The following is an 18644-nucleotide window of genomic DNA, read 5'->3' as shown; positions in this document are numbered from 1 at the left end:
GGGCCTTGCAGTTCCATCTATCCACTTTCAGCAGCACCAAAGCGCACCAAAAGAGTGCGCAAGGTCTCCCATGACAACGTGTAACCCGATACAGGTCCAAGCCTTCGACACCGCCGACGTCACCGAACAGATCCGCGCCACGCCGGGTTGGGTGCAGCATTACCAACAGATGTCGCCAGGGCATTTCGCCGGGCGGATCCGCTACCTGGACCTTCAGGGTGTGGAGGTCTACGAAGAGCAGATGAACACCCGGGTCGAGCAGAACTTCAGTGCGCCGCCAGGGGCGCTGGCGTTCTGTTTCGACCGCAGCGACAACGCGCTGTACCTGCTCAACGAAGAGAGCCGCAACATCTGGATCACTCCGGAGAACTACCAGGAAATCGCCGTGGTGTTCGGCCCCGACTTCGTCCGCCAGCACGGCCTGGACGTGGCCCGGCTGGAGGGGCTGTTCATGGCGCCGCTCAACGGCGGGCAGAACGCGCTGTTCAGCCGCTGGCTCAGCGCGACCCTGACCCGGCTCGCGCAGACCTTCGACCCGACGACTAAAGACGCACTGACCCGCCAGTTGCTGGAGGACTGCCTGTTCATCCTCGACAACGCCCGGCTGTGCCTGGATCGCGGCGCCCAGCAGCGCAGGGCCGATGAGCGGAGGATCATGAAGCGCGTGGGCGAATGGGCGGCGGACTCGCCGGAAGAGACCGTCAACCTGCTGGAGCTTTCACAGGTTGCCGGGGTGTCGCTGCGTCAGTTGCAGCAGGCGTTCAAGGCCTACACCGGCATGTCCCCGACCCACTGGCTGCGCCTGCGCCGGCTCAACAGCGCCCGGCGCGAACTGCTTGGCCGCAGCGGCGGGGCCAACACGGTGGCCGAAGTGGCGATGAATTGGTCGTTCTGGCATTTGGGGCGGTTCTCCAGCAGTTACCGGGCCCTGTTCAAGGAGTTGCCCAGCGAGACGCTGAAGCGGCGGAACTGAGCGACGCAACGGCGCGCAACGGCCAGCCCGGCGGCCGACCGTTACGCGCAAGGCCTCACATGCCGTTGGCGAATTCCGGATCGTCCGGGTGCAGGCGGGCGCCGAGGCCGGCCAGCGCCTTGGCGTATGCGCCGAGCACGTGAAGCGCCCAGTCGGCGCGGCGGCGGATACGCTGGTCGTCTGGACCGGCGCTCTCCGGGCCGTTCATCACGGTTTCCACCTGACGCACGATCAATTGTTCGGGCAGGTAGCAGATGCGACAGTTCTTGTAGCTTGAGGCACGCAGCTCGCAGAGCGGGTAGGCACCGCCCTGGCCGGACGAGACGCCCACCAGCAGCGCAGGCTTGTGGCCCAGTTCGCGGTAGCCGGCGTGGACGAACAGGTTCTTCAGCGCCGGGCAGGCCATACCGTGCCATTCCGGGGTGAGGACAACCAATGCGTCTGTCTCGCGCAGCAACGCGGCGTGATCTGCCCAGATCCCTTGGGTGTCTTCGGCAGGCCATAAGGGCAGCGGCGCATGGCCCAGGTCAATGACGTTGGGGCGGCTGCAAAGTTGCAAGGTCTGCAAGCGCCCCGCGAGGTACCTGGCGACTTTCGCCGATTGGCTGTAGGGCTGGCTGGAGCCGGCGACGAGGACGATGTTCAGGCTCATTGGGCCAGCTCCTGGTTGGCGGTTTTCCGGGGTTGCGGGCGTTTGTCGCGCACCAGCGGCCAGAACAGCTCGTGCTGCCAACTGACCGGGCGCATGTCCTCGATGCCGTAATGCTCAGGCCGGCGCCGGGTGATCCTGGCCGAACCGAACAGCACGTCCCAGAAGAACAGCAGGTTGCCGAAGTTGCCCTTGTAGTGGGTCACGCCGTCGTCGGCATTCAGCCCGTGGTGCGCCGAGTGGGTGGCGGGGGTCGAGATGGTGCGTTCCAGCAGCCACATCAACGGGCGCAGCGCCGCAATGCGGTACAGCCGGTCATCCCACGGCACGCTGCTGTGGGCCCCGAAAATCACCAGCATCTTGACGATCAGGTAGCCGAAATACACCGGGGCCAGGCCCATGTAGAGCAGGGCGCCGGAGAACCACAGCCCAGGCATCAGCAGGTAATAGAAGCTGTTGTTGCGGTAGACGATGCGGATGCTCATGTACGGCGCCGAATGATGGGCGCGGTGCAGCGAGTACAGGAACGGCACCTTGTGGCTGAGGCGGTGCCACCAGTATTGGGTCATGTCGTCCAGCACCAGGAACAGGCCCAGCCCGAGCAGCCAGTGCAGGCCGGCGAGGCTGTCTTTGGTCTGCGGCGCGAAACGGTCGAGCAGCCAGGCGCTGAGGAATGTCACCAGCGGCAGCGTGACGCCCATCAGCAGGCCTGAGCCGATGATTTCGATGACCGCGTCACGGCGTTGGGCACGGGGCTGCCGGAAACAGGCGCAGGCGATTTCGAGGACGATGAAGCCGATCAGGATGGCGCTGATGATCGGGATCGGACTGTTGGTTATTGTTGTTGTATTCATGGCACTCTCTGGTTGGGGCCGACAAGGCCGGTGCCAGACAATAAAAAACCAAGGGCCCGCCGCACGATATGCGCAAAACGGACAGAATCACCCGAGAAGCGGCCAACCCGATGCCGGAGCGGTTTCACCGCGGGCCGTTGGGGCGGGTGCTGGAGCGTTATCTCCACAGCCGTTCCTCACAGCCGCGAACCCACTACAGCATGGTCGCCCTGGAACAGCTTTGGGCCAAGGCCGCCGTCCATGATCCGGCCATCGGCCTGCATCTTTTCTCCCATTTCCGCCGCCAGGACTGGCACGTGCTGGCCCATGCCTGCCTGTTCAGCGTCGATCTCGAAGAGGCGATCCGCTTCTGGGCGCGCTACGCGTCGCTGGCGTCGGACATGGACCACGTGGAACTGGTCGAGGAGGGTGATTGGCTCGGCGTGGAGCTGCGCATCGATGCGCCGGCGAGCCTGGTGCGTTACGTGGTTGAGCACTACTGCGTGATGTCAGTCAGCGTGCTGCGGGCCGGAATGGACAGCGCGATCCTGCCGCAGCGAGCCTGCTTCGCGCATGAGAAGCCTGACTATCACGCCGAATACACTCAGTGGTTCGGCGAGGACGTACGGTTCGGCTGCGGCCACAATCGTGTGTATTACGATCGCGCCAGTCTGCAGCGGCCACTGCTTACCGCACATGTCGGGATGATGGAGGTGCTGTGCCAGGAACTGGACCGGCGCCTGGCCCGTCAGCATCAACTGAGCGGTTGGGCGGGAAGGGTGGCGCAGGGGATCCGCCAGGATCTGCTCGCGAGCCAGAAGCCCAGCCTGGAAACCCAGGCGCAAGCGTTGCACCAAAGCACCCGGACGTTGCGCCGGCGACTGGAAGAGCAAGGCCTGACCTTCCGCCAGCTGTTTGACCGGGTGCGCGCGGAGACGGAACAGTATCTGGAGTTGCAGGGGCTCAGCCGGGCGGAAATCGCGGCTCAATTGGGCTACAACGATCTGGCGGCTTACGTGCATGCGCGCAAGCGGTGGCGGGCAGATAGGGATGACGAATATGCAAATAAATTATAACTACGCTAAATGACTGTTTAGTGTAGTTATATTAATCGTGACACCAAGCGCAGCGAGGACTGGACGATTGAACCGATATGACGCACGGGAACTGGCCGTCGCACTCAACCTGGAACCCCACACCGAAGGCGGTTTCTACCGGCGCACGTATCAAAACGATCTCGAACCCATGATCGACACGCCCGGTGGCAAGCGTCCTCTGATGTCGTCGATCTACTACTTGCTGACCGAGAATGCGCCCATCGGGCATTTGCATCTGAACCGATCCGACATCGTTCATTACTACCATGTGGGCGACGCGATCGAGTACAGCCTGATCCTGCCTGACGGCACCTTGAAAACCGTCGTGATGGGCACCGATGTCTTGGCCGGCCAGCACTTGCAGCTCTACGTGCCTGGCGGTGTCTGGAAGGCCTCGCGGTTACTGGATGGGGCGAACGGATTCGGTTTGATCAGCGAGGCTGTATCGCCGGGCTTCGACTATGCGGACATGAGGCTGGGCGAACGAGATGAGCTCTGTGAGCGGTTTCCGCAACATCGGGATCTGATCGACAGACTGGCGTTGTGATGCCTAGTTGGGACGGGACAGGGCGCAATTGACAGGCCCGGTGCGCGCTCACGCACCAGGGCCGCCTTAACAGTTACCACTGGCCGCTAACGAGACAGCCAACGATTTCCCAGCCGCTGTACTCCCACCAGGAATAGCGTTCATCGGAGCAACTTCTGGCCAGACTTGCCAACTTGATCTCGCCGGCTTTTGCCTGCGTTCCGAAAGGCGTATCCAGTGAGGCTGTCACCGGATTGACGGTTTGCGGAGCCTTGATGGCGGTCGGATGCACGGAAGCGTTCGCGACCGTTGCGGTGAGTACGAGCGTCGCGGATACGGCCAGAGCCGCTATGGACTTTTTCATGTTCGAATCCCTTCAGTTATCTGACATGCAGCGTATGCATTGGCCAGACCTGCATGAACCAACAATCTGAACAGATCGGCCATTCGCGTGAGGTGACGCGATTGAAGCCTAACACCAGGCTGGATCCGGAACAGTCGCTCAAGTGTGCTATTGACAAGCCTGTGGTTGAGGGAATGGAAAGAGGCTCTAGTAGCCCAGGTGGTGGCTTTCAATCTGGGCAGGACGGCTCGGTACGCCTCACATAAAAGTACGCATAATGTATATTATGTTAAACCAGATGCCATGTCAGATGTGTTCATGAGCTGTCCATTTCCACCAATCCCCGGTCGGAATTCCAAGAAACCCCGTTTGACGTAAAATCAGTCGTTTGCGATGGCATCTGAGGCAATCGCGATATAAATAGACGTTGCTTCGAAAAGCGCTTAACAGATTGATTTTACTGGGCATTACGAAAAATGTAGTGCAGGCCTCACCAACTGTTGCAACGTAATTATGAGACTACCGTGTAGCCGGCAGTTGGCCTGTAAGCCTTTATTTGCGAGGGTTTCAGCCTATTCCTTCATTTTGTTACTAGCTCAGAGTCTATCAATCAATCGTGAGACAACGTCGCGTATCCACGCTTGCGAAATTAAGATAAATTCCAATAAAAACAATAAGTTATCTATATTTCGAAGAAGTCGCGAGACATAACCCGCAGCGCTTTTGGTGAAGATTTGACGAGACACTTCTGGGCCCGAACGCTCTGGCGGCATAGGCAGAATTCCGCGCCAATCCACCGCTCGGATTGCTGAAGATCAAGCCTGACGCGAGTTTTCCTAAAATATTTGTTGGAATAACTGGGCTGAGAACTGCTCTGCACTAGACCCATCCTAGAGCTATGGTTTTGGCTTCCCGGCACGAAATCGTGAGATATCACCAGTGGACAGCGCTACGCCGCTACTGCGACCAATATCGAATGCAACCCGTCATCCCACGGATGTTTGGCTGGCTGAAAGAGAACCGCCGGATCGTAACGCGCTTCGACAAACTCGCGAAAAGCTACGCCGCCATGGTCTCACTGGCTTGTTCTATGCGGTGTTTGCGACATCTCTTTTCGTACAGAGCCTAGTGACCTTTGAGGTGAGGAGGGTTTTGAATCGTATTTAAAGCTTGCTGCCATAGTGTTGCTCCCTTCCCTGAGGGATGAACTGTGCATCGGACTTGTAGCGTCCGTAGCCGGACAGACACCGGCACCCTCCTCCGTTACCGTCTAGCTTTCGTCCCGGCAAGTATGACCGTGTGGCACGTGCGACTCCGATGCCAAGGCTTTACACCCAGAGAATCAACCAGACGAGAAGCCGAAAAATCCAATTTAAAACTCGACCCTTCGCGCTGATTAAACCCGTGGCATGAGCCCAGACACACTGCTGACGCTAGATTAGACATCAGCAGAGAGCCGTAAGGGCGACGAGTGAAAACGGTGGATACCTAGCCGCGCTAGGCACCCATATGACTTCTACCAGTCCATCCCACTACGAAAACTCATATTGAGAGTATTTTCAGCTTATTGACTAGACGACCGTATGCGCTCGTCTTTTTTTCAGGATTATCAAGTATCGACTGTTGACTAATGTGATCGAACATACTCATCACTGCCTGCGTTGCCATTGAACCAAATTCTTCCTTACCAAAATCACATTCTAGCGTCGAAATTACATATGCATTACGCTTCCCCCATTGTTCGAAGCGTACAACCATTCGTTTGTTGATAATCACAGCGCCGGCGTGGAAGTCATCAGAAAAATAAAAGTCCATTTGAGGATTAATCTCGAGTTTCTTATCCGAGGAAGTTATCAATCTCTTCAGAAATGAAGTTAACCGCACCCCTCCTGTCACGGATAGTCCCACCCCCCAAGCGTTCATCACCGTTAAAATAATACTTTAAAAGTATTATTGCCTTTCGATTGAAATACGGTACGTCGTGGGCTTTTTCAAAAAAGTGAAAATCCGACGACTCCCCTATTAGCTCATAATTATTCTCAAAAAACTCTGATTCGGAGAAGCTATTCAATCCAACATCTTTTGGTTGAAGCTCAATTTCTCCGCCCATGAAAAAATCAATAAATCCGTAAAAATTCGTTGAAAGCATAACCACCCTACGTTAGCGCGCTATGGGATTTGTTCCAGCGGCATGATGCCTACCTAGAATAGAACCTACCTGTTTTAACTCCGGTACTCGACCGGAGTTAGGATTTGCATCAACCCCCGCCTGAGCGGCTTTAGCCAATCGGTCTACGTTACTTTGTTTATCAAGGTACTTTATTACGCATTCGCAAGCTTTTCCCCACTGAGACTTGCTCATATCACGCGTGGCCTTGTCAGCAGGTTCGAGCACGACATGAGTTCCCTCGCTTCTACCGACCGGGTCATAACGATAAGAGGACTGACCACGTCGGCTGTCATTGATGTCAGTCAGTTGGCCTGCGGTATCGTAGGTGTACTCACGCTTAAGCAGGACGGATTTGTCATCACTTCTGCCGAGCAATTGCTCCTGCAATCTTCCCGCTGGGTCCCACTTCTGAGTCTGCATCAACCGGTTGCCTTGATGACGCGCAACTTCACGATGCATGTCGTCACGCTCGTAGCCCAGCAGTTCATGCTCGTTCAAGCGCAATGCCAACAGATGGCCGCTACCATAGGTCAACCAACTGATCCTATGACCATCTGGGCGCTTCGTTGCGATACGCTGGTTGAGTACGTCGTACTCGTGCTGCCAGACCGCCACCAACGGTTTTTCCAATCCTAGGTAATGCTGATGTTCACGCACCAGATTGCCTGCCGGGTCGTGGAACCATTGCACGCGGCTGTCGGCATTACTGGCGAGGATCAGATTTCCGTTGGCATCGTAGGCAAACGACTCGCTCTGAGATGCGTCACCCAGACTCGCACGACGCTCGGTGACACGCCCCATTTCGTCGAGTCTGATGCTGACAACCCGCTTACCATTAATGATCGAAGCCAGGCGCCCGGTTTCAGGTTCGTACTGATAGCGGGTGACGCGAGCATCAAAGCCGATTTCGGCTAACAAGCGCCCCATGGAGTCGTACTGGAACTGCGCCGAACGCTCGTTCTCGTTTTCCAATGCCTGCAACCGCCCCAGACGATCCCAGCGATAACGTAGTGTCTGCTCGGCGGCATCCACCCGTTCAGCGATAAAGCCAGCAGCAGAATAGGTCCAGGTGGTGCAGCGATCCATACCATCTACATAAGCCAGCAACCGGCCTTCGGCATCGCGCTCGAAACGTTCTTCGGTCTTGTCCGGGTGCCTGGTCAGCACCAACTGCCCGGCCTTGTATTCGTATGCGGTGGCGTTGCCGGCGGCATCGGTGAAACAGGTCATCTGTCCGAGTTCGTCGTACTCCCAGGCGCTGGTCTTGCCTGAGCAATCGACATACTCCACCAGTTGTCCGGCGTCGTTGTAGTCCAGGGCTTTTTCGTTGCCGTTGGCGTCCTTGATCATGGTGGGTTGACCCACCTTGTTGTAGGCGTATTCGGTTTTGTTGCCTAGCGGATCGACGGCTTCGACCAGATTGCCGGCTTCGTCATAAGCGCTTAACCAGAGACCGCCCTCCGCATCCGTGACTTTGATCACTTGATCCTGATCGTCATAGGCGAAATGCACGACGGTATTGTCCGCCCGAATGTGCTCAAGCCGATTGCCGCGCTCATCGTAGCTGTAACGATCCGTCGTGCCGTCGGCATGCACGTGGCGCACAACGTTTTTGGCTTCGTCGCGGAACAACCATTCTGAAAGCCCATCGGCATGCTGAATCCGATAGGTGTATCCAAGAATGTCGTAGTAATGCCAAGTCTCGTTGCCATGTGCATCGGTCACGTAGGTCAGGCGAATGTTTTCGTCCCATTCCAGGCGTGTGTCAAAACTGCCGTCATCGGCCCATTCGCGCACGGCTTTGGCATCGGCATTAACGCCCTGCCACTCCAAGTTCATACCGCGGCCTGTGCGGTCGGTGTAACGGGTGATCAAGTGATGCTGGTACTGGTACGACCAGACTGCACCGTTCTCGTCCTGTGCCTGGATCAAATCGCCATGGGTGTCGTACTGATAGGCACAGAGCTGCCGTAGTGGTTCACCGTCGCGGATTTCCCAGAGTCCTGTGAAACGGCCCTGCTCATCAATCATCGTTCCTAGATGGCGACGAACCTTGGTGACATCATTTTCCACGTACGTGATCAAATCGGACAGGACTGGCAACGACTCATGATGGTGCTCGTGATGCAGCATCACCCCTGCACCGTTGCGCAGCGTAATGTTGGTCAGAACAAAACGCTGGCCACGGCGCACGTAGGTTTCCTTGCGTTCGAAACCACGGCACAACATCAAGTGATCTTCACTGCTACGAACCAGCGTGATGTTCTCGATGGCGTCGTAATGGAACAGCCCGACTTTGGGCAGTGGATAGCTGTGGTTGCGACCATCGGCGCCGTAGAACGTCAGGCCATCATCCACGCAGTCAAAACGTGTGGTGAATTCGGTGATCCAGCGGGCGCCAAGTTCGCTGTTGTCATACGCGCTCAGATTCGAGTTGTAGGTACGTGTCCACTCGACCGGAAACGGTCCCGGCATTTTGAAATCGCGATGACTGAGGCTTTCCGTACCCATTGCGAAATTGATGCTGTGGCAGGTGCTGGTACAGGTGCCGTTCTTCTGTGGATCGGCCGCATGCGTCGCCGGAGCCTGCTGCCCTGTAGCACCCAGTCCGCCATTAGAAGCGGTGCGCTTGGCCTGACTGGTTTGATCTGGTTTAACGCCCGCACCCTGACCATGAACATTACGTTTGCGCCAAAGAGTAACGGCGCTGGACAGAATCAGCAGTAACCAGCCAATCGAGTTCTGAACGGATTCATCGTCCAGCTTGCTCAGTTGAGTGCGTAACTCCGGGCCCATCGCCCGTAGCTTCGCAGTCTCGTTGGCAACCTTTTTCTTCACCTCATCAGGCAGCAGATTTTCCGCCGCGCTGTTGGCCAAGCCTTTACCTGCTGCCTTGTAAGCGCTGAATGCGGCACCGAAAATGTTGTCAATCGCCGCCAGTGGATCGTTGAGCAGTTGATCGCCAGCGGCGCTGATCTGCTGACTGGCCGACTGCGCATCGCCCTTGGCATCGAGCTTGCCATTGGCCACCGTATCGAGACCTTTGGCGATCTCGTTGATGACGTCCTCACCCAGCTTGCCCGCGTCCGCCAGAATCCCCGGCAGCTTACCTTTGGCCTGCTCAACAAAATCGTCGAGCGTGCCGATGATGGATTCGTTCAAGTGCCCGATCAGGATTTCAATGACCGACGAGCTGAGCAGTACCTTGCTGGTGGCCTTCATCTCCTGACGCACCAGAAACAGCGTTGGACGCAGGGTCATACGCGCAGCCGCCATCGCCGGCGGCAATGGCAAAACACCGATCAGATTGATACCGAGACTGGCCCACGCCAGCAGGTCGCGCTTTTGCGCATTCGATAACGTGACGATGTCACCCAGCGCATCGACCAGCGCCATGATGTTCCCCACTACGGGCAACGCGCCTGCAACGTTCTTGATCCGGTCAAGAGTGACCACCCCGCCACTGGCCGATTGCAGCCAGGCGTCGAAAGTCGCGGCGCTACTGGCAACGTCCTGGATGTCGATGGCATTCAACGGAACGATGGCAACCTGGGGTTCACGTTTTACAACAGCAGCGGTGTCAGTCATGGAAGCGTCTTACCAGCCAGCAGGCCTGGGGGTAGCAGAAATGGTGTATCAGGCGCATTGCCCCCAGTAAGCGCGACAACAAGCCGCGCCCGGGAACATGGGCTCAGACGAAATTCAAATTTTTATTTAGCTGATCACGGCGCCTTTCGGGCCACTGGCAATCAGTGCAGCCCCGCAGGCGGTTTTCATGCCGTCCAGTGCGATGGGCGTGCCGTCGACGGTGTAGGTGCTGCTGCCCTCTGCGATCGGGAAAACTCCTTTGCACAATGGGCAACTGACTTTGTGACCGACCCCGGCAATCGGCTTGCCGTTGAGGTCGGTCTGGGAGAACGCTTCGAGCACCTTGCCACCGTGTGTGGTGGAGTCACCCAAGCGGATTGCGTCTTTCATGTTGTCATTCCTTTGACCAGACTTCTGGCTGTCCAAATTGGTCTACTGGATACATCAGGTATGAAACCGGAGGTGATCCGATCTCACCCTTTCCTACGTCTCCATCCAGACATCTTCATAACCGGCTGTGTCGATAATGAATTTTGCTCCAGTGGGCAGGCAGAGATAATTCACAACCTCTGGCAGCATCTCACTGAGGTGGTGAACATGAACCGGCTTGTAGAAGTCATCTGCTGCCGAGTACTCACCACAATGAATGAACCAGCTGATATTTCCGCCTTCCGGCAATTGAACTCTCGTACCGTAAATCGGTGACTGGCCAAGCGAGTCAATGGCAACGGCGACCATTTCTTCAGGCACTTGCACAGGCATTCCATACTTGTCACAAATTTCCTTTTGCGACTCGTCAGGATAAACAGCTTCAGCCTTTTGCATTAATCAGATCCTCAACTTCGTTTTCATACATTTTGACCTACGAATTGAACCTGGGCTTTACTGAGTTAGGCCCACCAATCATGGAGCTTCACCGATCTGAAGCCATAGAAGGAACGTTGCTCCCCGTAAACAACAGTGGCGGATGTGCTCATGCGGGTTACCGCCGAGGCGCCGTTGACCAACGGATTGAGCCTTTGCACTTCATGGCGGGCCCAAAAAACCCAGAGTGCAAGTTGTTGTTGGGATTGCTCATCCTGTGGCGTCGCGTCGATGGTGGCTTGGATGAACGCTTCAATGCGCATGGCCCGCTCCCACGACTCGGTATTGCACACCAGAGAAGTCTGCAGCCTCACGCGGCGCTCCTCTGCGTCGTGAGCCTCTCGCTTGAGTTGCTGATCACGATCCCATTTGCGTTGCCAATCTTCATCAGCCGCCCGCTTTACTTTTACTGATTGGGCCAACCTTGGGAGAGCAATAAGCACCTGCCCGAGTCTTTTTTCGATCTGCTCTTTGTCTCTGTCTGTCCAGTTTTTTCTCTCCTGAGTCAGTGTCCTGACATCTACTGACAAGGTGAGAATACCTGTCGATTCCCATCCAAATCTGGATCTGGACAAACCGGCAAAATCTGGTCTCCAGGCTTGGCCTGGCCTTAACGGTTTGGGTGGAGGCCGTGGTATTTCGAACCGTTTCAGCTTTTCACTGATCGAGATTTTTAGCTGCTCATGATCCACGATTACGTGGGTTGCACTCGCAGTGATGGAGAAAAGATAACCACGCTTTTCGCTCTCCTTGATCAGCGTGTCGAAAATCAGCGCACAGCGGGCTATCGAATCACTGGAGACTCGGGCTGACAGAACGCATGAACTTGAGAGATCCAGCGCTCCCTCCACCACTTTGGCCTTGCGAGCTGCAGAGAGCCATTTCCTCACATGGGGATGAGGCTCAACCAACTCTGTGGATACCGCAACCAGCAACGGCTCAGGTTTTACCCTCATCTCGACGCCCAATTGGGCCTTCTGGATGTCCAAGACAGAGAACTCAATCAGGTCGGTTTGCGCTGGCGGCTTAGGGCGCTGTGGCCTTTTTGCCTCAGGCTTTGCCCAGTGCCCTCGCGCCGGCAGGATAATGCCGGCCTTCCTGCAGGCCTTTGACAGACCGACATCGGATACCCCGATTTCGCGAGCAAGCCTCAGCACAGGAGTAGTCCATACCTTCTCGAACAGCTCTTGGGGGGTGAAGCTTTTTGTGATGTACATGTCGATCCACACCTACTTTGCCATTGCACAGTTAGGTTATAGATCGGCAACAAAGGGTCTGCGCAAGATTCAGGTATTGGCGGAGCAAGACCCAGATAGACATATTCGAAGCACCAACTACTCGAATAGCCAACTGCCGCCCCCACTCAGCGAGGCGGAGAGCACTTAGCCTAACGTTGGCTTCGACAATGAACAGACATCAAGGCCTGCCGTTGAGTCAGGCGTAAGTGATTTTGCCCATACATTCAGGTGGCGCAATGCTTCCAAGGCATCCCGGCTGGCCAACACCCGGGCTGAAATCGGTTTGGCCTCGGATTAAGCCTGGGCAAAAAAATCCCGATCGACGATTCCGGCTGTTCCTGCGTTGTTCGTAGGATCGAACCTGTTCCTGTCTCTGATGCCAGGCAGGGCAGTTAAGAAGGCGTCAAGCCTAGGCTGACGCCTCCTTCGAATGCCTCAGCACTCAACGATTGGCAAAGTACATCGTCACTTCAAAGCCAATGCGCAAGTCGGTATAGCTGGGTTTGGTCCACATAGTGCGTGCTCTCTCGGTTGGTGAATTGATAAAAGGCAGCGTCCGTCCTTGTCCGCCGCGTAAACCTTGTGTTCGTTCAGGGATTGCCGGCCACCGGCGCCTTACCCTCATGAGCGTCCCAAGCCTGGTTGATCAGGTAGGCAAAAACGGCCTTGAGCTGATCATCGGTAAAATCCGCAAACGCCGGCATTCCGCCGCCAGCCTTGGACAGTACGCCTTGGCGCACGACGGCTTCGAAGAAGTCGTAGCTCGGTGGTGGCGCGTAGATGAGATTGGGCACACGGCCGCCGGCAGCGTTGCCGCGAAAACCATGGCACTCGATGCAGCCGCTGCCCTCGAACAGCTTGCGGCCAAGGGCTGTCAGTGCTTCTGGCTGCCGGGGCGTGAGCGGCGCCGGCACCTTTTGCACTTGTGCGAACGGTGGGTATTCCTTGACGCCGCCCAACTTGAACGCCAGTAACCGTGGCGTGGTTCTGGCCTTCGGCGCGGAAGCCGCGTCTGCGTTCAGCGACCCGGTTGCTGCCGCAGTGCCGGTACCGGTCGCCAGCAGAACGTATTGCTCGCCGTCAACCATGACGGTCGACGGCGCGGCCCGCACCGCGCCACCGATCTCGTGGCTCCACAGTGTCTTGCCCGTCGCCGCGTCCAGCACCTGCATGCGCCCGTCGCCGGTGCCCTGGAACACCAGGCCACCGGCCGTATGCAGCAGGCCGCCGTTGGTAGGCATCGGCAAGCGTGACCGCCACTTCACGCTGTTGTGGCGTACATCCCAGGCAACGGTTTCGCCGTAGGTTTCGTACTGGCCATCGGCAGAGCGCTGAATGGGCTCGAACGACTGGCCGCCGAGCGCGGAATCGGGATCATCCTTGACCATCGTCGGCTGAGACATGGCAGGAATGAACACCGTCTCGTCGTCCGGATTGAAGGCCAGCGCTTCCCAGCCATGGGCACCCAGGCCATTGGGCAACTGCATGTACTGCTTGGCGTTATTGAGCCAATACTGCCCTTCCCGCTTCATGATCGGACGACCGTTGGCGTCCAATCCTGAAGCCCATTCCATCGGCATGTAGGCGCCGCCGGAAATGAACTTGCCGGTCTGAGCATCCAGCGCGTAGGCGAAGCCACTCTTCGGCACGCTCAGCACCGCCCGTTTCGACTGCCCGTTCACGGTGATGTCGGCAATCATGATGCCGACGCTGGAGTCATAGTTCCAAGCATCCTGGGGCGTTTGCTTGAAATGCCATTTGTATTCGCCCGTGCTGGCGTCCAGGGCCACGATGGAGTTGGTGAACAGCTCATCGCCCGCCTGCTCGCCACGCTTGGACGGATCGAACGGTGCCGGCCCCCCTACCCCTATGTAGAGCAGGTTCAACTTCGGGTCATAGGTCATCGCATCCCAGGCACTGCCACACCCGTGGGTCTTCGAGTACCAGTCTTTGCCCCAGGTCTTGGCCGCATTCTCATACAGCGCCGATTGCGGCTTCGAGGGATCGTCAGGCACCGTGTAGAAACGCCAGCGATGAGCACCGCTCTTGGCGTCGAAGGCATCGACATAGCCGCGGGTCGTTCCGGTGTCGAGGCAGGCATTGCCGGTGAACACCAAGCCATTGCCCACCCGTGGCGCCGCGGTAATCGCGTACATGTCGGCGGAGTCGCACGATGTCGCCTCCCACACTTTCTTGCCCGTGCGCTGGTCGACCGCGATCAGGCGGCAGTCACCCGAGGCGATGACGACATTGCTGCCACTCAGTGCCACACCGCGATTGAATCGACGCCCCCAATAGCCTGCGAACGATGAGCCCTGCTGCGCATTCTCATCTTTGAAATTCCAGATCAGCCGGCCGGTCTTTACATCGTTGGCAATGACCTGGCCGTTGGGCGCTCCTTGAAAAACAATGCCGTCCTTGACCAGGGGGTTGCCTACCAGACCGTCACTGACTGGGAGATCCACCCACCAGGCCAAGCCCAGTGAACCAACGGTTTCCTTGTTGATGGCCTTCAGCGACGAGGAATGCTGCATCTCGCTGGAGTTTCCAAGAAACTCCCAGTCTGTATTGGGTTTCTCAGCCGGCTGTTCGTTCAGCCCGCATCCCGCAAGCGATACCACCAGTGATGCGACGATTATTGTTCTCATACCAACCCTCTAACCATATAGGCACCCAGGCCAAGGAGATGGTTTGGTCATCAACTATCCCATCGGTCTGGTAGCCATCAGTATTATGATCATTCGACCTAATCAATTGACCAACTCCTGGCAGCGCATTTGACCAGCAATGCCGCGAGCACGCTACAAGAATTTTTTATGGCTTATGAATCAATTGGATATGACGGACTCGGAGGATTGCGCTAGGCGGTAGCCGTTGGGGCCGCTGGCGCCGTCGCAGCTCTGACAATGGCAGGTCGAGGTTGCCGGCATTGGTCAGCTCGATGCTACTTGGCACCGTAGACATCAAAATCGAAGTACTTGTTGTTGATCTGCGCATAAGTGCCGTTGGCAAGAATGGCGGCCAATGCCTTGTTCAAGTCCTCACGCAACGCGACATCAGCCTTGCGCAGTCCAAGGCCATCACCCACACCAAAGTAAGTCGGATCATCCAGCGTGGCGCCCGTAAGCTCAAAGTCCTGGCCCTGCGTTGTTTTCAGGAAGCCATAACTGGCTTGAATGGCGCCCTGCAACGAAGCATCCAGGCGCCCGACCACAAGATCTGCGTAGACCTGATCCTGATTTTGATAGGAAAGAACCTCTACCCCGTTCCGCCCCCAAACCGCTTTGGCATAGCTTTCCTGGGTCGACCCCTGCTCCACACCGATTCGCTTGCCCTTGAGCGAGTCGACAGTGGGCTCGAGTCCCGAGCCACGTTTGGCCACGAGCCGCGATGGCGCGTTGGACACTTTGTCGGTGAAGGCAATCTGCTCAAGGCGTTTGGGGGTGATGGTCATCGAGGACGCCACAGCATCAAACTTGCGCGCCAGAAGCCCCGGTATCATTCCGTCCCAACTGCTTTCCACCCAGACACATCGGGCCTTCAGCTCGGCGCACAACGCCTCGGCGATGTCGACTCCGAAGCCTGTCAGGGTGCCGTCCTGATTCTTGTACTCCAGCGGCGGATACGTTGGATCCACCCCCAGCCTCAAGACTTTACCGGACCAATCCGCCGCACTCGCCAAGCCAGAGGCGCTCAAGATCACCAGGGAAACGGCCGCAATCACTTTTTTCATTTTTTGTTCTCTTCAGGTCGCAGTTTTTATAGGCACAACTGGAGATCAACTCAGGAAACGTTCGACCAACTTGACCCAGTAGCTCGCACCGATCGGCAGGCATTCATCATTGAAGTCATAGCCAGGGTTGTGCAGCGGGCACTCCCCCTCTCCTTCACCGTTACCGATCACCAGATAGCTGCCCGGGCACTTTTCCAGGACAAAAGCAAAGTCCTCGCTGGCCGTGAAAGGCCGCAAATCATCGATCAGGCATTGCGCTCCAAGCCAGTCGCGAGCGACCTCGCGGGCAAATGCCGTCTGCTGAGGATCGTTGATCAGCACTGGGTGGCAGCGCTGGTAATCGATGCGGGCCTGGGCGCCATAACTCATGGCCTGCCCCTTGACCAACTCAGTGATTCGGGACTCCAGCAAATCGCGCACCTCTGGAGTCAGCGCACGTACGCTCAAGCTCAAGTCCGCATGGGGCGGGATGACATTCGAGGCGCTCCCGGCAAGCAACGAACCTACTGTGATAACGGCCGTTTCCTGCGGATTCACGTTGCGCGCAACAATGCTTTGCAGCGCCATGACGATCGAGGCACCGACCATCACCGGGTCGATGGCCTTGTGCGGCGCCGCACCATGGCCACCGTTGCCGATGATTCTGATGTTCACCGTGTCGGCGGACGCCATGAAGGGGCCGCTGTAAAAGCCCAAATGGCCGACGGGGTAGCCTGGCACGTTATGCATGGCGAAGATCGCGTCACACGGAAACCGCTCCAGCAGGCCGTCCTCCAGCATTTCTCTGGCGCCGCCCAGCCCTTCTTCCGCCGGTTGGAAAATCAGGTGCACAGTGCCTTTGAACGGCCGCGTCCGGGCCAGGCAGTGCGCAGCCGCCAACAAGACGGCCGTATGGCCGTCATGGCCGCAGGCATGCATCACCCCGCTGATTTGGCTGGCATGGGGCACGCCCGAGTTTTCCTGTATCGGCAACGCATCCATATCGGCGCGCAAACCGATGGATCGGCCCTCGCCGTTCTTCAGGGTGCCAACCACCCCCGTCCTGCCCACCCCAGGCGTGACCTCGTAACCCCACTGAGTCAAATACGCTGCCACCAACTCGCCAGTGGCGAACTCTTCAAATCCCAGTTCAGGGTGCGCATGAATGCGGTGACGTATTGCAACCATTTCATCTTGTATCTCGGCAATACCAGGTAGAACCGGGCTGGCATTCATCGATGTTCTCCTTGGACGGAAGCTGTGCAGCAGCAAACGCTGCTGGGCCCGATCTTAGGGAACGGCTGCAGGGCTGGGGAGGCGCAATTTGGTTATGATGACAACCATCAGTTGTCATTTTGGTAGGCGGATGAAACTACATCAATTGCAGGCGCTGATTGCCAGCGCCGAGACCGGCAGTATCCGTGCGGCCGCGCGTTCCTTGAATGTTTCCCAGGCCGCCGTCACCAAAGCGCTGCGCGAGCTGGAAACCAACCAGCAGCTTCCGCTTTTCAATCGAACCGTCAGCGGCCTGAGCTTCACGGAATACGGCAAAGTGCTGCTGACTCACGCCAGGCTGGTGCTCAAGCAACTGGAGCTCGCACAGGCCGAACTCGATCATATGCGTGGCAATGCCCAAGGCCGGCTTTGCGTGGGGATCACGCCCTGGGTCGCCCTGACATTCCTGCCTGAGGTGGTGGTGGCTTTCCGCACTCGTATGCCACACATCAGACTGGAGTTGTTCGAAGGACTGATGGCCGTCGCGCAACCGTTGCTGCGCGATGGCAGCATGGATTTCGCGGTTGGCCAGCTCCACCCTGCTCTATCGAGCCAGGAGTTCGCCAGCGAAACGTTGCTCGACTACGAGACCTCCGTGATGGTTCGCGAGGGGCATCCCCTGCAGCACGCGCGATCCATTCACGAGCTGTTGGGTGAAACCTGGGTTCTGAACTACGCACCGGACGGGCACGACGGGCTGATGCGGGAGCTGTTCTGGAATCACGGCGCGCAGATCGAAGAAAGCCGTATCGTGCGTGCTCACTCGCTCGCGCTTTTGCAGGTGCTGGTCGAACGGGCCGACATGTGCGCCTGGGGACCGTCCATCGTCAGCACCGCACCGCCATTTCTGGGACGCTTGGTGTCCTTGAAGCTGGAGGAACAGTTCGACACCCGGCAACTGAGTGTCGTGACGCGGCGCGACAGCGCGCTAAGCAACCCGGCCACGTGTTTCATCGAGTGTCTGTTGCTCGTCATACGAAGCCATGCCCGTTCGGCCAAAAAGGAAGATCGTGCGCTGTTTGAAACTTTGCGGCTGCGGTTTTGAGGTCAGCCCAAACGGTGTTGCGCAAGAAGTTGCGCACTTATTCCGTGAAATGCCTGACACAGCACGCTGGAGGCCTTGAACGACGTGGCTTCCAGCCAAGTGCGCAAGAAGTTGCGCAGTACTGCGCAACTTCTTGCGCACTTTTCATGGGTTTCCACCGACATGATCGGCCTCCATCAAAACAGAACCCTATAAATCACGGATTTATAGGGGTTTTTCATTTCTGGCACGTTCCTTGATAACAGTCAGGCACCCACCGGGCGATTCCGCCTCCCGGGCACCCTAACTCAATCCGCAAGGAGCACCTCCCATGGCAACACCAGCGTACATG

At 57.4% G+C, this 18644-nt stretch carries 17 protein-coding genes and 1 pseudogene; 5 read left to right on the top strand and 13 right to left on the bottom strand.

Going from position 1 to position 18644, the window contains the following annotated elements:
• Nucleotides 1-70 precede the first annotated feature (70 nt).
• The gene (locus tag CAG33_RS17060) at nt 71-973 is read left to right on the top strand and encodes a helix-turn-helix domain-containing protein (protein WP_085582999.1); all 903 of its coding nucleotides are present in this window, start codon (nt 71-73) and stop codon (nt 971-973) included.
• Between the two features lie 55 nt (nt 974-1028).
• Here CAG33_RS17060 and CAG33_RS17055 read toward each other — a convergent pair whose 3' ends face one another.
• Entirely contained in the window at nt 1029-1625 is a 597-nt protein-coding gene (locus CAG33_RS17055) for an NADPH-dependent FMN reductase (protein WP_085639565.1), read from the bottom strand.
• Nucleotides 1622-2476 (bottom strand): sterol desaturase family protein, encoded by an 855-nt coding sequence (locus CAG33_RS17050; RefSeq protein WP_085582995.1) that lies wholly within the window; start codon nt 2474-2476, stop codon nt 1622-1624. Before CAG33_RS17050 ends, CAG33_RS17055 begins: the two co-directional genes overlap by 4 nt.
• A gap of 68 nt (nt 2477-2544) precedes the next feature.
• Between CAG33_RS17050 and CAG33_RS17045 the strand changes: the two genes are divergently transcribed.
• Nucleotides 2545-3531: an AraC family transcriptional regulator ligand-binding domain-containing protein gene (locus tag CAG33_RS17045; RefSeq protein ID WP_085639563.1), complete on the top strand. Its 987-nt coding sequence runs from the start codon at nt 2545-2547 to the stop codon at nt 3529-3531.
• Between the two features lie 67 nt (nt 3532-3598).
• On the top strand, nt 3599-4099 hold the full coding sequence (locus CAG33_RS17040; RefSeq protein WP_085582991.1) for a cupin domain-containing protein: 501 nt from the start codon (nt 3599-3601) through the stop codon (nt 4097-4099).
• A gap of 73 nt (nt 4100-4172) precedes the next feature.
• Here CAG33_RS17040 and CAG33_RS17035 read toward each other — a convergent pair whose 3' ends face one another.
• Complete coding sequence (locus CAG33_RS17035; protein ID WP_085582989.1) at nt 4173-4442, bottom strand: hypothetical protein; 270 nt, start codon at nt 4440-4442, stop codon at nt 4173-4175.
• A gap of 928 nt (nt 4443-5370) precedes the next feature.
• Between CAG33_RS17035 and CAG33_RS17030 the strand changes: the two are divergent.
• Nucleotides 5371-5550 (top strand): annotated as a pseudogene (locus CAG33_RS17030) (IS5/IS1182 family transposase); the annotation flags it as partial.
• Between the two features lie 413 nt (nt 5551-5963).
• Here the strand turns inward: CAG33_RS17030 and CAG33_RS28310 are convergent.
• The 10 genes from CAG33_RS28310 to CAG33_RS16985 all read right to left on the bottom strand — a co-directional run bounded on the left by CAG33_RS28310 (nt 5964) and on the right by CAG33_RS16985 (nt 17229).
• The gene (locus tag CAG33_RS28310) at nt 5964-6236 is read right to left on the bottom strand and encodes a hypothetical protein (RefSeq protein ID WP_139833045.1); all 273 of its coding nucleotides are present in this window, start codon (nt 6234-6236) and stop codon (nt 5964-5966) included.
• 22 nt (nt 6237-6258) lie between these two features.
• Nucleotides 6259-6570, bottom strand: a complete 312-nt coding sequence (locus tag CAG33_RS17025; protein WP_085639560.1) for a hypothetical protein — start codon at nt 6568-6570, stop codon at nt 6259-6261.
• Nucleotides 6571-6582: 12 nt separating this feature from the next.
• Nucleotides 6583-10179 (bottom strand): DUF6531 domain-containing protein, encoded by a 3597-nt coding sequence (locus tag CAG33_RS17020; protein ID WP_085639557.1) that lies wholly within the window; start codon nt 10177-10179, stop codon nt 6583-6585.
• A gap of 126 nt (nt 10180-10305) precedes the next feature.
• Nucleotides 10306-10569, bottom strand: coding sequence for a PAAR domain-containing protein (locus tag CAG33_RS17015; protein WP_085582987.1), 264 nt, complete (start codon nt 10567-10569; stop codon nt 10306-10308).
• A 93-nt stretch (nt 10570-10662) separates the two neighbouring features.
• On the bottom strand, nt 10663-11004 hold the full coding sequence (locus CAG33_RS17010) for a hypothetical protein (protein WP_085582985.1): 342 nt from the start codon (nt 11002-11004) through the stop codon (nt 10663-10665).
• Nucleotides 11005-11069: 65 nt separating this feature from the next.
• Nucleotides 11070-12260, bottom strand: coding sequence for a hypothetical protein (locus tag CAG33_RS17005; protein ID WP_139833046.1), 1191 nt, complete (start codon nt 12258-12260; stop codon nt 11070-11072).
• Between the two features lie 463 nt (nt 12261-12723).
• The gene (gene pqqA / locus CAG33_RS17000; RefSeq protein WP_063607997.1) at nt 12724-12795 is read right to left on the bottom strand and encodes a pyrroloquinoline quinone precursor peptide PqqA; all 72 of its coding nucleotides are present in this window, start codon (nt 12793-12795) and stop codon (nt 12724-12726) included.
• A gap of 76 nt (nt 12796-12871) precedes the next feature.
• Nucleotides 12872-14929, bottom strand: a complete 2058-nt coding sequence (locus CAG33_RS16995; protein ID WP_085639551.1) for a PQQ-binding-like beta-propeller repeat protein — start codon at nt 14927-14929, stop codon at nt 12872-12874.
• Between the two features lie 296 nt (nt 14930-15225).
• Nucleotides 15226-16014: an ABC transporter substrate-binding protein gene (locus tag CAG33_RS16990; protein WP_085639548.1), complete on the bottom strand. Its 789-nt coding sequence runs from the start codon at nt 16012-16014 to the stop codon at nt 15226-15228.
• Nucleotides 16015-16059: 45 nt separating this feature from the next.
• Nucleotides 16060-17229, bottom strand: a complete 1170-nt coding sequence (locus CAG33_RS16985) for a M20 aminoacylase family protein (protein ID WP_085639545.1) — start codon at nt 17227-17229, stop codon at nt 16060-16062.
• A 130-nt stretch (nt 17230-17359) separates the two neighbouring features.
• On the opposite strand from CAG33_RS16985, the gene CAG33_RS16980 reads away from it, so the two are divergent.
• The gene (locus tag CAG33_RS16980; RefSeq protein WP_085639542.1) at nt 17360-18313 is read left to right on the top strand and encodes a LysR substrate-binding domain-containing protein; all 954 of its coding nucleotides are present in this window, start codon (nt 17360-17362) and stop codon (nt 18311-18313) included.
• The last annotated feature ends 331 nt before the right edge of the window (nt 18314-18644 follow it).

Source organism: Pseudomonas sp. B3(2017) (assembly GCF_002113595.1).
Taxonomy (GTDB): domain Bacteria; phylum Pseudomonadota; class Gammaproteobacteria; order Pseudomonadales; family Pseudomonadaceae; genus Aquipseudomonas; species Aquipseudomonas ekonensis.
Note: the sequence above shows the minus strand (reverse complement) of the source record. Positions and strands in the feature narration are given on the sequence as shown.